Source organism: Sulfuritalea sp., assembly GCF_031426875.1.
Classification (GTDB): domain Bacteria; phylum Pseudomonadota; class Gammaproteobacteria; order Burkholderiales; family Rhodocyclaceae; genus Sulfuritalea.
Window position 1 is genome coordinate 20,410 of sequence record NZ_JASJPC010000023.1, and the last position, 14,953, is coordinate 35,362.

General features: G+C 62.2%; 12 protein-coding genes. 9 read left to right on the forward strand and 3 right to left on the reverse strand.

The genetic code is table 11. The features are described from left to right. The first annotated feature begins 66 nt into the window (after nucleotides 1-66). A complete protein-coding gene (locus tag RMO95_RS10980; RefSeq protein ID WP_310450672.1) occupies nucleotides 67-831 on the forward strand; it encodes a class I SAM-dependent methyltransferase in 765 nt (254 codons plus the stop codon). Nucleotides 832-1,005: 174 nt separating this feature from the next. Here RMO95_RS10980 and RMO95_RS10985 read toward each other — a convergent pair whose 3' ends face one another. The 3 genes from RMO95_RS10985 to RMO95_RS10995 form a co-directional block, all read right to left on the reverse strand. Beyond that, the gene (locus tag RMO95_RS10985) at nucleotides 1,006-2,325 is read right to left on the reverse strand and encodes a sigma-54 dependent transcriptional regulator (RefSeq protein WP_310450673.1); all 1,320 of its coding nucleotides are present in this window, start codon (nucleotides 2,323-2,325) and stop codon (nucleotides 1,006-1,008) included. Further along, nucleotides 2,304-3,809 (reverse strand): HAMP domain-containing sensor histidine kinase, encoded by a 1,506-nt coding sequence (locus RMO95_RS10990; protein WP_310450674.1) that lies wholly within the window; start codon nucleotides 3,807-3,809, stop codon nucleotides 2,304-2,306. Before RMO95_RS10990 ends, RMO95_RS10985 begins: the two co-directional genes overlap by 22 nt. A gap of 230 nt (nucleotides 3,810-4,039) precedes the next feature. Then, complete coding sequence (locus tag RMO95_RS10995) at nucleotides 4,040-4,933, reverse strand: PhnD/SsuA/transferrin family substrate-binding protein (RefSeq protein WP_310450675.1); 894 nt, start codon at nucleotides 4,931-4,933, stop codon at nucleotides 4,040-4,042. Between the two features lie 424 nt (nucleotides 4,934-5,357). Between RMO95_RS10995 and RMO95_RS11000 the strand changes: the two genes are divergently transcribed. The 8 genes from RMO95_RS11000 to RMO95_RS11035 all read left to right on the forward strand — a co-directional run bounded on the left by RMO95_RS11000 (nucleotide 5,358) and on the right by RMO95_RS11035 (nucleotide 14,922). After that, nucleotides 5,358-7,952, forward strand: a complete 2,595-nt coding sequence (locus RMO95_RS11000; protein ID WP_310450676.1) for a molybdopterin-dependent oxidoreductase — start codon at nucleotides 5,358-5,360, stop codon at nucleotides 7,950-7,952. 14 nt (nucleotides 7,953-7,966) lie between these two features. Next, entirely contained in the window at nucleotides 7,967-8,659 is a 693-nt protein-coding gene (locus RMO95_RS11005) for a 4Fe-4S dicluster domain-containing protein (protein WP_310450677.1), read from the forward strand. Next, nucleotides 8,656-8,988: a cytochrome c3 family protein gene (locus RMO95_RS11010; RefSeq protein ID WP_310450678.1), complete on the forward strand. Its 333-nt coding sequence runs from the start codon at nucleotides 8,656-8,658 to the stop codon at nucleotides 8,986-8,988. The genes RMO95_RS11005 and RMO95_RS11010 overlap by 4 nt, the downstream gene beginning before the upstream one ends. 2 nt (nucleotides 8,989-8,990) lie before the next feature. Then, nucleotides 8,991-9,674 (forward strand): molecular chaperone TorD family protein, encoded by a 684-nt coding sequence (locus RMO95_RS11015; RefSeq protein ID WP_310450679.1) that lies wholly within the window; start codon nucleotides 8,991-8,993, stop codon nucleotides 9,672-9,674. Between the two features lie 73 nt (nucleotides 9,675-9,747). Next, nucleotides 9,748-11,322 (forward strand): 4Fe-4S dicluster domain-containing protein, encoded by a 1,575-nt coding sequence (locus RMO95_RS11020; protein ID WP_310450680.1) that lies wholly within the window; start codon nucleotides 9,748-9,750, stop codon nucleotides 11,320-11,322. 700 nt (nucleotides 11,323-12,022) lie between these two features. After that, nucleotides 12,023-12,367 carry a c-type cytochrome gene (locus tag RMO95_RS11025; protein ID WP_310450681.1) on the forward strand — a complete coding sequence of 115 codons (345 nt, stop codon included), beginning with the start codon at nucleotides 12,023-12,025 and terminating at the stop codon, nucleotides 12,365-12,367. A 109-nt stretch (nucleotides 12,368-12,476) separates the two neighbouring features. Further along, on the forward strand, nucleotides 12,477-14,522 hold the full coding sequence (locus tag RMO95_RS11030; RefSeq protein WP_310450682.1) for a cytochrome C: 2,046 nt from the start codon (nucleotides 12,477-12,479) through the stop codon (nucleotides 14,520-14,522). Between the two features lie 55 nt (nucleotides 14,523-14,577). Beyond that, nucleotides 14,578-14,922 carry a c-type cytochrome gene (locus RMO95_RS11035; RefSeq protein ID WP_310450683.1) on the forward strand — a complete coding sequence of 115 codons (345 nt, stop codon included), beginning with the start codon at nucleotides 14,578-14,580 and terminating at the stop codon, nucleotides 14,920-14,922. Nucleotides 14,923-14,953 lie beyond the last annotated feature (31 nt).

The following is a 14,953-nucleotide window of genomic DNA, read 5'->3' on the forward strand; positions in this document are numbered from 1 at the left end:
GGTCGCCACGAAGGCTAAATCCGCCGCCAACGGGCACATTCAATCCCCCTGCAGGAGAAAACAATCATGGCACCCCCCCCGCTCGCCACGCGCGAGGCCGTACGCGAAGAACGCTTCAACGATGTCTGGACCAACGAACTCAACGACGCATTCGCTGACATCGCACGCTATTACGACCGCGCCAACGAAATCGCCGCGCTCGGCCTGTGGAGCACTTTTCTCAGGCGCTTCATGCAGACCGTGGATATCAAGCCGCAGCAGAAGGTGCTCGATGTCTGCGCCGGCACCAACGCCATCGGCGTCGCCCTGCTCAAGCGCGAACCGACACTCGATGTGCATGCCATGGATCGCAGCGCCGAGATGCAGACGGTGGGGGCGCAGAACGCCGCCGCCCTGGGCTTCCATATCAAGAGCACCATCGGCGACGTGCATACGCTGCCCTTTCCCGACAATCACTTCGATGTCGTCACGCTGCAGTTCGCTTCGCGCCACCTGCGCGTGCGCGATGTGTTCACCGAGATCCTGCGCGTGCTGAAGCCCGGCGGCCACTTCCACCATTCCGACATGCTGCGGCCGCGCAACGTGATCGTGAAAAACCTGTATTTCACCTACCTCAAGGCCTGCCTGAATTTCACCAGCCTGATCGTCGGCAGCAGCCCCGCGGCGACCAAGTTCAAACAGTATTTCATCGACGCGCTGGACCTGTTCTACACCGCCGAGGAACTGTCGATCGTGCTGCGCGAACTGGGCTACGTCGAGGTCAGCGTGGATACGGTGTTCTACGGCATGATCGGCTTCCACCGCGCGGTGAAGCCGGCGGTTGGAAACTGACCGCAGGGCGGAATGTAGGGCGGAATGTAGGGCGGACTTCAGTCCGCCATCCACCGCTGGCCGGCTGAAGCCGGCCCTACAACGCCATCCACCTCTGGCCGACTGAAGTCGGCCCTACAGCGCCATTCACCGCAGGCCGGCTGAAGTCGACCCTACAAGGCCCAGTACCTTCGCTCAGCCTTCGGCCATGTCCAGCTTGCGCATTTTTTCCCAGAGATTCTTGCGGCTGATGCCGAGCAGGGCGGCGGTGTCGGCGATGCGCCCGTCGCATTCGGCGAGCGCACGCCGGATGTAGGCGCGCTCGCAGTCCTGCAGGTGCTCGCTGAGCGGTTGCCGCAGCGTTTCGGCGTCTGCCGGTACGCCGCCGTCGGCGCCGAACAGACTTTCGGCGCTCAGCGCCGGGGTCAGGGAGAGCACGCTGGCGCGCTCCAGGCAATGCTGCAATTCGCGCACGTTGCCCGGCCACGGATAGCGGGTCAGGGCGCGTTCGGCATCGGGCGTCAACGTGCGGCGGGCTTCGCCGCGGCCTGTGCGTGCATCCAGCAAGCGCGCGGCCAGCCAGAGGATGTCTTCCTGCCGTTCGCGCAGGGGCGGCACCTGCAAATGGATGACGTGGATGCGGTAGTACAGATCCTCGCGGAAGCGGCCCTGTTCCACCATGGCCTTGAGGTCGTTGTGCGTGGCGCAGATCAGCCGGATATCCACCTGGTGCGGCGTGGCGCCGCCGACGTGTACCACCGCCCTATCCTGGATCGCGCGCAGCAACTTGACCTGCATGGAAGGCGGCATTTCGCCGATCTCGTCGAGGAACAGGGTGCCGCCGTCAGCCTGCTCGAAGACGCCGCGCCGGTCGCGGTCGGCGCCGGTGAAAGCTCCCTTGTCGTGGCCGAACAGTTCCGACTCGACGAGGTTCTCGGGGATCGCACCGCAGTTCACCGCGATGAAGGGGGTCTTGCCTTCCGGGTCGCCGGCTCGGTGCAGCGCGCGCGCGACTTCCTCCTTGCCGACGCCCGACTCGCCGGAAATCAGCACCGCGCTGCGGCTCGCCGCCAGGCGTGGCAGCAGTCCCTCGATATGCCGCATGCTGGTGGAAATGCCCAGTCGCGCATTGATGTTCGCGGCGGGTTGCAGGCGTTCGCAAAGTCCGCGGATCTTGGCGATCAGCTCGCCGACGTTGAAGGGCTTGGTCACGTAGTCCTGGGCACCCAGCTTGAGCAGGCGCACGGCCTGGTCGATGGCGCCGTAGCCGGTGATGAAGATCACCGGGGCGATGGCCCGGTTGCCGGCGAGCAGCTCGCGGAACAGTTGTTCGCCGCCGATGTCGGGCAGGTTGATGTCGCTGACGATCACGCTGTAGCGGCGCTGGCCGAGGCCGCGCCGGGCCGACTTGCCGTCGCGGAACCAGTCGCAGGTGAAGCCTTCGAAGTCGAGCCGCTCCGACAGAGCCTCACCGATGATGGGGTCGTCCTCGATCAGGGCGATGCGGTGCTGCATGGGTTTTCTCCAAGAGGCAGGTTGACCACGAACTCGACCTGGCCGTCGACATTCCTGGCGGCAATGCGGCCTTCGAGCTGCGTCACGATCTGATAGGTCACCCAGAGGCCGAGGCCATGGCCGCCGGCACGGGTCGACGCGAAGGGTTCGAACAAATGGGCCAGCTGTTCGTCGCCGAGCAGGGTGCCGTCATTGCGCACCTCGATCGACAGGCAGGACGCCGATTCGGCTTTGCGGCCCAGCCACAGGCTGACGTGGCCGCCTTCGGCCGCCGCCTGTATGGCGTTGAGCAACAGGTTGATCAGAATCTGGCGCACCAGGCTGGCCGGCGCCGGCAATTCGGCAGGCATGGCCGCCGACCAGTCGAGCCGGATGCGGCGTTTGCCGACCTGGGGCTGGATCAGGGTGTGCACATCTTCGAGATCGTGCGGACTCAGCGGCCGCGCCTGTACCTTGGTTTGCACCAGCAAAGCGGCAACGGTGTCGCGAATCTGCATCAGGCCGCGATCGATCAACTCGAGCTGGCGCAAGGCGCGCGGATCGAGATTGCGCTGCAGCTTGAGGGTATCGACGGTCGTCATCAGACCGGCCAGCGGATTGTTGATTTCGTGGGCGATGCCGGCGGTGAGCTGGCCGATCGCCGCGAGGCGCTCGGACTTGACCATCTCGTTTTCGAGCGCTGCCTTGTCGCGCAGCGCCAGCACCATGCGGTCGTAGGCGGCGAACAACTGGCCGAGTTCGTCGCGATAGGGATAGAGATCGGGCGGCAGGGGATCGGGAACCGACTTCAGCATCATGCCCATGCGTTGCGCCAGGTCGACCAGCGGCGTAGCCATGCGGCTGCCCCAGTACCAGTTGATCGGAATCAGCACCGCCAGCACCAGCAGGCCGATGCCCAGACCCTGCCAGATCGTGTCGATGAACCAGGGATGGAACACCGACTTTGCGTAGCGCAGCACCAGGTGTCCCAGTTGCGCGTCCTTGTCGGTGATGGGCAGGATCAGGTAGAGGTAGCCGGAATCCTGCGGCTCCAGCACCAAGGGCCATGTCTCCTCGCTCGGGGTGCCCAGTCGTTCGCTCAGCTGCAGCCAGTCAGGACCCAGCGTCGCGGCATCGGTCAGCATCGGTAGCGTATCGGGATCGCTGGAGACAAAAATCCGCTGGTCGCGTCCGAGTACCACCACGGCATCGACCTCGACCGGGGTTTTTGCGGATTCGGCACGAATCGGCGAACGCGCGATCTCGAAGGCACGCCACACGTTGTCGTGCAACAGCGCCGGCGCCAGGGTGTTGGCGAGGGTATGTGCGAGATTGCCGGCGCTGATGACCACCGCGGTCTTCATGTCCTGATAGGCACGCGTCATCAGCGCGGCACCGACGACGAAAATCGAGACACTGATCAGGAACGAGGTCCACAAGGGAATCTTGTGGCGGAAGGACAGATCGAACAGCCAGCGCATGGTTAACGTGAAATGCGTTGCCAAGCGCGCTGTGTCAGGTTCGAGCGCAGCGAGCCAATCAATAGCCTCCCCGCGAGGGGGCGAGGCGGGAATTCGCGACGCATGCGTCGCGCCGCCGCAGCCGGCAGGCTGTGCAAAGCCTGCCGTGGGCCGCGTAGCGGAGGGGAGGGGCGGGCCCATTTGCCAGCCTGGGGCCCATCGAAGGTGCGCGATTTCATCATGCGAAGTGGTTCATCGAAGTGATGAGCGTTGGCTCAGGCTTCGCCAAAGCTGCGCATCATGCGTGCCACGCCCTCGTACAGCGTCGGACTGCCGATGGTGAACCCGTCCAGGTGCAGCAGGCCGAGCAGGCGTCGTCCGGCTTCGCTGCGCGAGGTATCGAGCAGGTGGCGCTGCATGAGCTGAAAGTCGGCGCTGGCCACCGAGCGATGGGCGACAAAGGGTGGGAAACCATACTCCGGCGAACGCCAGACCACGCGCGTACGTGCCGTCAGCGTCGGCTCGACGAAAGCCAGGGTGTCCCAGATATAGCTGTCCACCGCGCCGCCTTGCGCCAATCCGCTGGCAACCGCCTCGACCACCTTGCGGTGCGACCAGGTAAAGAAGGTCTTGCGGAAGAAGCCGGCCGGGTCGTGCCCCGACTGGCGGATTTCATAGCGGGGTGCCAGATAGCCGGTGTTCGAGTAGGGGTCGGCATAGGCGAACACACTGTCCGAAAGATCGGCGATCGAACGGGTCCGCGTATCGCTCTTGCGCACGATCAGGTAGGAACGGTAATGCGGACGCCCCTGATAGAGCGGCACCGCCAGTAGGCGCACGGTGTCCTTGAGGTGCAGGTAGGGATAGTCGCAGATCCAGGCGAATTCGAGCTTTTCCAGCCGCAGCAGATCCATGGTTTCGCGATAGCTGTCGCGCTGCACGAATTCCACGGGCCTTTGCAGGGAAGCCGCCATGAACGCGCGCCATTCGCCGAGCATGCGGTGCTGGTCATGGAGAAAGGCCGGCGTCATGCCGACCCGCAGCTTGCCGCCGGCGGCCTGCGATTTGCGCGTGAGACTGATCAGTCCCGCGGCGGCGAGGCATCCGCTGCCGAGCAGCCAACGGCGTCGGTTACGGTTAGGTAACGAACTTTCGATTGGCTGACCCATGGAGTCCTCGCTGGTTACGGTACGGTAACCATTCTAGCCCTGATTGCCATTGTTAATAGCATGGTTTTCTGGGGCCTGAGTCCAACACCCTGAAATCGCATGGGTTTTCGCCGTGGCATGTTTCTCGCGGATAGAGGGGCAAACATGATGATCGGGCCCCTGCCGTGAATACTCCATCCCAGCTTTTAACCGAGCATCGCCTGCGTCGCGGGGGCGCTGTCGGCCTTGCTGCATGCGGCGCCGTGTCGCCAGCGCCAACTCTTGCTGGCCTGTGGTGCGGTAGGGCGAGCGCGACGGCTGCCCAAGTGTCATGTTACCGCGCGGTAACCGCCATGGCGGCCCGAGGGCGCGGACAGTTTTCGGGCAAGTCTCACCATGCGACGTCCATTCGAAGCAATGGCAACAACATCTAGGAGTCAATGATATGGAAATCGGAAGAAGAGGTTTCATCAAGGGCATGGGCGCCCTCGGCGGCGCAGCGGCTTCCGGCGTCGGTTTCGATGCCCTCGCGGCGGCGGCGAAAGCCAAACCCGCGGCGGCGGCCAAGTCGATGGAGGTCAAGACCTTCAAGTCCGGCTGCTCGATCTGCCCGAACTTCTGCGGCATCCAGGGCAACGTGGTGAATGGCATCGTCAAGTCCATCTACCCCGATGCCGCGCGCGCCGAGGTATATAACCACGGCATCTGCCCCAAGGGCGCCTCGGGCATGTACAACACTTACGATCCCTATCGTTTGAAGAAGCCGCTGAAGCGCACCAACCCGAAGAAGGGGCCGAACGAGAACCCCGGCTTTGTCGAGATCAGCTGGGACGAAGCCTTTACGCTCGTGGCGGAACGGCTCAACAAGATCAAGGCGGACAATCCGTCGAAACTGGTTTTCCAGTGGGGTCAAGGCAAGTACCTCATCGGCGACACGAATCTGAAAGCCTGGTGCGGCGCCTTCGGCACGCCGAATGCCATACACCGCACCACGCTGTGCGAGGCGGCGCGGCACGTTGCCGATGAGCTGACCTGGGGCTATCACGGCCATCTGCCCGATCTGAAATACACCAATCTCCTGCTCAATTTCGGCGCCAACTACCACGAAGGCGAGCAGACCTCGCGCTGGCTCGACTGGGCTACCGCGCAGGGGCGCGAACGCGGCTTGAAGACCGTGGTCATCGATCCGCGGCTTTCCGGCTGCGCAGCCAAGGCCGACGAATGGGTGCCGGTGCGTCCGGGCAAGGACGTGGTGATGATTCTGGCCATGTGCAAGCAGTTGATCGATGCCGGCACGATCGACGAGGAATTCCTCACCACCTACACCAACTCGCCGCAACTGGTGGGCGCCGACGGCAAGATCGTGATGGACAAGGACGGCAAGACGCCGCTGGTCTGGGATACGGTGAGCAACGCCGCCGCGGCATACACCGCCAACGTCAAGCCGGCGCTCAAGGGCAGCTACACGGTCGACGGCAAGCTGGTACGCACCGCCTTCACGGTGTTCGCCGACAGCCTGAAGGACGTCACGCCGCAATATGCCGAAGAAGTGGCCGGCGTACCTGCCGCCACCATCACGCGCCTCGCCGCAACCTTTGCCAAGGAAGCGCATATCGGCGAGTTCAAGGAAATCGACGGCGTCAAACTGCGCTATCGCCCGGTCGCGGCCTACACCTTCCGCGGACTTGCCGCCAAGGAGTTCGGCGTGCAGAACTCGCGTTCCCTGCTGATCCTCAATTCGCTGGTGGGGGCGATCGACGCCGTCGGCGGCTTCCTGCTCCACCACCCGAACAACCATCCGGAGTACCTGGAACCCGCGAAGTGCGACTATCCGCCGAAGCGCACCGACATGCAGCAAACCGTGTTTCATCCGAACTCGCACCACAACATCGGCCAGCAGACCAACATCACCCTGCTCGACCCGAAGTCCTGGGGCTTGGGCTACGTGCCGGAAATGCAGATGTTCTACGGCACCAACCGGGCGGTTTCGACCTCCAACGCCTGGCAGCAGTTCGAGGGTATGACCAAGACCTTCAACGTGGTGATCGATATTGTGATGACCGAAACGGCCTGGTATGGCGATATCGTCCTGCCCGACAAAACCTACCTCGAATCGTGGCACAACGCGCCGGCCAAAACTCACCCCGAGATGACCGGGATCGTCGCGATCCGCCAGCCGATGACCAATCCCTTCAACCTCGAACACAACGCCACGTCGATCATTTTCGAGCTGGCCAAGCGTGTCGGCATCCGCGACAAGTATCTTGAAAACCTGAACAAGGGCTGGAAGCTCAAGGAGGTCAAGTTCAAGCCGGGCCGCGACTACACGACCGAGGAGCAGGTCGAGATAATCTGGACCGACAAGACCAAGAAGGATTTCGCCTATGCCAAGGAGCATGGCTTCGTCGCCAAGAAGCTGGATACCAAGGGCAAGTATCTGCACGGAGTCGATCCGGTGTTCAAGGGCCCCGGCAAGCCGAAGTTCAAGCTTTATGCCGATCACTTCGTCGGTACGTATGAAACGGTCGAGAAGGTCGTCAAGGCCAACAACATCACCCGCATCGACCTGGCCAAGTACAAGCTGGCCTACTCGCCGATCCCGACCAAGGACCACGCCTTCCCGACGCCGCATCGCGAGGCCAAGGACTTCCCCTTCTATCTCGTCACGCACAAGTTGATGCATCGTTACCAGTCCGGCAACACCATCAACAACGCGATCACCAACCAGGCACTCGGTGCCGATCTGGACACCAACTACGTTGCGATCAATGCCGCGACGGCCACTCAGATGGGCATCAAGGACGGCGACACGGTGCAGATCGAAACCCGCGTCGGCAAGGTCAAGGGTATCGCCAGGCTGATGCAGGGGGTGCGTCCCGATACGCTGGCGGTGTCCTACCACTATGGCCAGTGGAGTCCGGGCTACGCGCCCGGCGCCAACAAGGGAACCTGGATCAACCAGGTGCTGGAGTTGCACCCGGACGTTCCGTCGGGCATGAACTCCTTCAATGACACCAAGTGCAAGCTGACCAAGGCATAAGGGAGTAAATCATCATGGCAAAATTTGGACGACTCATAGACACCAAGCGCTGCATGGGCTGCCGCTCCTGCTTGTCCGCATGCGCGGTGGAAAATCACTTCACTCCCGACGCGCAATGGAACGCGATGATCGAGTACGAAGTCGGCACCTATCCTGAAGTACACAAGATCTATCAAACGATGAATTGCATGCACTGCGAAAAACCGTCGTGCAAGGCCATCTGCGACAAGATCGGAGTCAAGGCCATCACCAAGAACGAATACGGGGTGGTCTTGTTCGACTACAAGAAATGCATCGGCTGCGGCTACTGTGCTTCGGTCTGCCCCTATGGCGTGCCGCAGATGAATACCGAACTGAAGCCCTTGAATCCGGGCAAGGGCGCGCAGGGCATGGAGACCATCGCCTTTGCGGACCGGCATCCGACGCATCAGAAGCGGGCCAAGGCCGCCGAGAAGTGCACCTTCTGCTGGCACAAGATCGAAAAGGCGATCAAGGACGGCAAGCAGGATCGCATCGGCAAGGATCAGGATTACACGCCGGCCTGCGATCTGGTGTGTCCGACGCAGGCGCGCTGGTTCGGCGACCTCGACGATCCGAAGTCGGAAATTTCGATGCGCATCAAGGCGACCAATGCCGTGCAACTGAAGACGCATTTCGGCAACAAGCCGCAGGTGTATTACACGCTGGATAAAGGAGCCAAGTCATGAGACTACTTTTTGCATCGCTGGTGCTGGGTTTGAGCCTGGCCATGGCACCGGCCATCGGCGCCGACGCACCGGTGAAGAAAAAGATGGTGTTTTCCGGCAAACCGTCGATGGCCGTCGAAGGGCGATTCCACAAGCTGCACGAGAAACAGGAAAAGCTCGACTGCGCCGATTGCCACGAAAAGGTGCAGGAAGACATCCTGTATCTGCGCAAGGACGACCGCATGTCGAAAGCGCTGGCCGACGAGGGCCAGTCCGACCGCAAGGGCTGCCTGACCTGCCACAAGCCCGGTTACAAGCCGAACGGGCCGCACTCGTTCTGGGGAGTTTGAGCATGAGCTCGGCCGCGACACTGGCGGACGTTGCCGGCCGCCGCGGCCGTACCTATTGGCTGCTCGCCCGGGGTTTTGCCGAGGCGCCGGGAAGCGTGCTTTTCTGTGAGCTCATAACGGCACTCGGTCCGGTGAATCCGGCCGAAGCGCTGGCGGCGGAGACCGCTGCCTTCGCCGACGCCCTGCACTCGGCCCTGAGCGCGGACGCTGCGCCGGATGCTTTGGCCATCGAGTTCACCCGCTTGTTCGGCGGCATCTCCGAGTCCTACGGCGGACCGCCGCCGTTCGAATCGGTGGTGCGTAGCGGCAACTGGGGCGGCGACATTGCGCTGGCCGTGGTCGCCGCCTATGCCGATGCCGATATCGCGCCGCCGCTGCCCGATGCCAGCCCGCCCGACCATCTGGCGGCTGAATTGCGTTTCCTCGCCATCGCCTGTCATCGCGAAGCCGAGGCGTGGCAGGCGGATGACACCCAGGCGGCGATGGACTGGGTACGCCGCGAACGAGACTTCCTCGACCGGCATGTCTTGCGCTGGATTCCCGAGTATTGCCGGCAGGCCTCAGAAATGGCGGCGACGCCGTTCTATCGTGCCTTGCTGGCGCTGACGCCGCGTGCCTGCGAGCTCGATCGCGAAGACATCGATGCCATAGTCGAATCCGTGCCATCCTTCGCCGAGAATGTCTGATCCCTTCGTGCCGCCGGCTTTTTCGATTATCAGCCCCCCTGCTCACGCCGGTGGTATGTCCGGATTGAGATACATGGCGCCGGGTACGCCGATCCCGCACGATGGGGTGGTTTACCGGTCGCGCGCTTCGGTGCTGATCACCGGCGACACGGTGTCCGCCGCCGAGGCGGCGCGCGAACTGGCGCGGCGCGCGCCGAACTTGCGCATAGCCCTGTTTGCGCCCGGAGTGGTGGCTCTCGGCGATCTGCCGACGACAGTCAAGGCGGTCGGCGGACGCATCGTTTCGCTGCGAGGTCATCTCGGGCGATTCTCCGCGTCCGTTCGCGTCGCCGTCGACAAGGCCGAAGATGCCGGAATATTCAGCGGCAACGCGGACCGGCACTTTGACCTGGTGCTGGACCTGTGCCGCGAGCCGCTGCTCCGGCAAAGTGTGCCGCCCCATGGCTACTATGCGCCCGGCGACGATCCGGCGGCTCTGGCTCAGGCGCTGGACAGCCTGCCGCAACTGACGGGCGATTTCCACAAGCCGAAATATGTCGACTACCGTCCGCAACTTTGCGCCCACGGGGCAATGGGGGTTGCCGGTTGTCGACGTTGCCTCGATGTCTGCGCCACCCGGGCGATTCGTTCGAGCGGCGAAAAGATCGAGGTGGATGTCTTCCTCTGCCAGGGCTGCGCCAGCTGCACGCTGGCTTGCCCGAGCGGTGCACTCGGATTTCAGCATCCGGCGCCGGGAACCCTGCAGGAATTGCTGGATGAATGCCTGGAAAAACGGGGCGAAATAGCTCCAGGACCGATTCTGGTGGTGCACGATGCCGCGGCGCGCCATGTATTGCCCTTCACCGAAGCGCCAGGGGCGCTTTTCCTGGAGGTGAATCCCCTGCCCGCATTTTCGGACCTGCTGTGGCTCAAGGCCCTGGCAGCAGGCGTCGGCGGCCTGGTGCTGGTGCTGGCGCCGACGACTCCGCCGCAGAGTCGCCACTTGATCGAGTTCACGCTGGAGGAACTGCGCACCATGCTGGCTGAGCTGGGCCTCGATCCCAAGGTGCTGCAAATCGCTGCTCCGCGGGATGTGCCGATGGCGATCGAGCAAACCGTCCGCCTGCCTGTCATGACCGCGCCGGCCGCAGGCCCTGCCGTGGATGGAAAACGCGAGAGCCTGCTGGCGCTGATCGACGCGCTTGGTGCAGGCAGGCAAACGGATGGGCGAACCAACGCGCCTCGTGCGCTGGCGATGGGTGCGACATTTGGCACGGTATTGGTGGATACCGGGAAATGTAGCCTCTGTCTCGCATGCACGCATTTGTGCCCTACCGGGGCGCTGGGCGGCCAGCTTGATCCGGCACCGCTGCTCTCGTTCACGGAAAGTCTCTGCATCCAGTGCGATCTGTGCCGCGCAGGGTGTCCGGAACAGGCGATTGCGCTGCAGCCGCGCTTCTTGCCGGACCCGATTGCACGCAATGCGGCGCGCGAACTGGCCAACGATCAGTTGGAGGCGTGCAGCAGCTGCGGAACACCGTTTATCGGCCGGCGCAAGCTGGCGGTGAGCCTGGTATTGATGCAGGAGCATGCGCAGGACTTGCCGGGCGGTATTGACGCCCTGCGGATGTGTCCAAATTGTCGTCAACGCGAAGCAATGGCAACCTAAGTCAAAAGCCCATGCCGCAGCCAATTCAGTTGCCGAAATCGCGGTCTGCCGCTAGCTGGCGGGATAAACCGAGCGCTTCGTGCGGTTCGAGCGGATTTGACGGGCTAGCAGCGAGCATCCTTCCGAAAATACAGCCCCCTCGGTCGATGGCTTGTCTCCCAGTGCGGTGCCAGCCTACTCCGGGCGGCATTGCACGACAGAATCTGTCGGCGAATTGTCACTGTTAAGTGACAGGCGTCATGATTTTGAGGCAGATCGAAGGGAGGTTCCTCCACAACTCCATCGGCGATTTGATGGAGAACTGTGGAATTGTTACGGGCATAAGAATTGCTTTGGTTTTCGGCCAGTCTGGACAATTTCTGAACGATGAATAGCGCAGGGCACAATCGGAGTACGGTCCTCCCGTAAATCAGTATTGGCTGGATCGACATATACAACGGCGACTCATCATGAAAAGAAGCGCACGTCCGTCGAGAAGGCTGTCTGATTCGGCATCGGGCGGGGCTTCGCCGAGGTGGCCAAGGTGGCCGCGGGTGCGGTTTGGTGACATGCTAGGATGCCGTCGCGCTGTCGAGCGAGCCTGCGCCTGATCGAGATCAGGCCGGTATCCTCAGGTATTCATCGACATGCATCCTGATACGGAAATTGTTGCAGCAAGTAGCAGGTTCACATTTACGCCAACCATTATCGGAGTTCGATCATGAGAATGAAATCCACCCTTTTGCTGACCGGATCACTGTTGTTCGCCCTGTCCGGGCTGGCGCCCGTGCATGCGGCGGTCGATGAAGCCGCGGCCAAGGCGCTCGCGAAGAAGAACGACTGCTTCAAATGCCATGCGGTCGACAAGACCAAGAAAGGGCCTTCCTACAAGAAGATTTCCGCCAAGTACAAGGAAAAGAAACTCGGAGAGAAAGAAGCCATCAAGCAAATGACCGAGGGCAAGAAGGTCAAGCTCGAGGACGGCACCGAAGAGGATCACAAGATCATCGAAACCAAGGACCCGAAAGAGTTGAGCAACCTTGCGCAGTGGATCCTGTCGCAATGATCTGATGCAACCTGCCGGGGCCTGATAAAAAGGCCCCGGCAGCGTTTCCTGGTGCAGCCGTTTGCGCGTGACCAGGCATAAGAACAACGAGTAGCGGGGAAAGCGAATCATGCGTACCAGCCAGTTTGCAGCATGGGTAGTGGCGGCAGCGGTCTATGTGGGCGGAATTCTGGGCAGCGGATCGTTGCTTGCGGCCCCGGCCAAGGAAGCGGCCCCCGCAGCAGCAGTCAAGCTCGACAACGCCAGTTGCCAAAGCTGCCATGACGGCAAGAAGGGCAAGCTGGAAATGCTCGCCAGCAATGGCGAAAAGCGCGCGGTACAGGCAGTCGTTCCGGACAAATATGCGACGAGCGTGCACGCCAGGATGGATTGCGTTGCCTGCCACCTGGAAATCACCGACAACGTCTCGCCGCACCAGATCGCCAAGGGAGTGAAGAAAGCCGAGTGCGCCCAGTGCCACCTCGACCTCTGGGAAGCAACCAAGAAGCAGGGCAAGACCGCCGAGAAACCCCGCCTCGGCATCGTTGCGGAAAACGTCGCCGCCTACAAGCAGTCCTTCCACGCCAAGCCGGACAAGGACGATCCGACGAAGTTGATGGCAATCTGCAGCGATTGTCACAACGTGCATACCTTCGACGTGCCGCCGCGCGGCACGCCCGAGCGCAAGGAGTGGCACCTCACCGTGCCCAATGTCTGCGGCGACAAGTGCCATACCGATCACCTCGAAGAGTGGAGCGAGTCGATCCACGGCAAGGAGGCCATCGACAAGAAGAACCTGAAGACGGCCGTCTGTTCAGACTGCCACACCACCCACGACATCGTCGGCAGCTCCACCGACAAGGCCAAGCTGTCGATCACGGCCAGTTGTGGCGATTGCCACCAGGATGCCTTCAAGTCGTACAAGAATTCCTATCACGGCCAGGTCAATACCCTGGGCTATGCCTACACCGCGAAATGTTTCGACTGCCACGGCAGCCATGGCATCCAGCCGTCGAAGGATCCGAAGTCGCGCATGAACGAAAAGAACCGGCTCAAGGCCTGCCAGAAGTGCCACAGCGGCAAAAAGGACCTGCCGCTCGCCACCGCCGGCTTTCTGACCTTCAGCCCGCACGGCACCAGCGACAATTTCGCGAAGTATCCGGAAATCTGGCTCACCACGAAAGCCATGATCGCCCTGCTGATCGGCGTCTTCGCCTTCTTCTGGCTGCATTCCGGCCTGTGGTGGTATCGCGAGTATGCGGATCGCAAGCAGGGCGTGCACCATTGGCATATCCGTACCGATGCGATACCCGTAGAAAAGCTGCCGTTTGGCGAGCGGCGGGACGAACTGGCCAAGAAGCACGTGAGGCGTTTCGGAGCGATGTGGCGCCTGGCGCACCTGCTGTTCGCGATCAGCGTAATGACTCTGGTTTTGACCGGGATGTCGGCGTTTTATGCCGAGACCGGCTGGGCCAAGGCCGTCATGGCTGCATTCAGCGGTCCGAAGACAGCCGGCCTGGTGCATCGCGTCGCGGCATTCACCATGCTCGGTATCTTCTTCATCCACCTGATCGCGGTGTCGATCAACATCCTGCGCAAATGGAAGGACTTCAAGATATTCGGTCCCGACTCCTTCGTGCCGAACTGGAAGGACATGTACGACATGATCGGCATGTTCAAGTGGTTCGTCGGCAAGGGGCCGCGTCCGGCCATCGAACGCTGGTCCTACTGGGAGAAGTTCGACTACTGGGCAGTGTTCTGGGGTATGGCCATCATCGGCGGCAGCGGCATGATGCTGGCCTTCCCGCATGTCGTGGCCTCGGTGCTGCCCGGCTGGGTGTTCAACGTCGCGATGGTGGTGCATGGCGAGGAAGCCTTCCTTGCGGCGGTCTTCCTGTTCACGGTGCATTTCTTCAACAACCACTTCCGGCCCGACAAGCTGCCGCCGCCGGACGTGGTGATGTTCACCGGCACCCAGTCGCTGGACGAGTTCAAGCATGAGCACGCGGCGCAGTACCAGCGCCTGGTTGAAACCGGAGAGTTGGAGAAGTACCTGGTGGATGCGCCGTCACGGCCCTTCACGATCGGCTCGAAAATCCTCGGCCTGGTCCTGATCTTCTTCGGCCTGTCCCTGCTGGTGATGATCGCGATCGGTTTCTTCGGCGGCGGACATTGAACGATTCCCGCTTCAGGGCATGTACCTTGAAGCGGGGCCGGCGGCGAAGGGCGTCATGAGGACTCGATCTGCGGTTTCCATTGCGGGAGCGCTGCTGTTTGCGATGGCCGGCGTTGCTCCGGTGCAGGCGCAGGTTGACGCCGAGGCCGCCAGGGCGCTGGCAAAAAGGAACGACTGCTTCAAGTGTCACGCCATCGACAAGACCAAGAAGGGCCCTGCCTACAACAGAGTGGCCGCCCGACTGAGAACCAAGCCCGACGGTGTGGAGGTGATAGTCGAGCACATCACCAGCGGACGCATGGTCCAGTTGCAAGACGGTTCCGACGAGAAGCACCCGATCATCGACACCCGGGATCCGGACGAACTGGGCAACCTGGCACGCTGGATCCTGTCGCTGTGATCGCTGCTGCCCGGCGTTGAAAGTTGGCGTT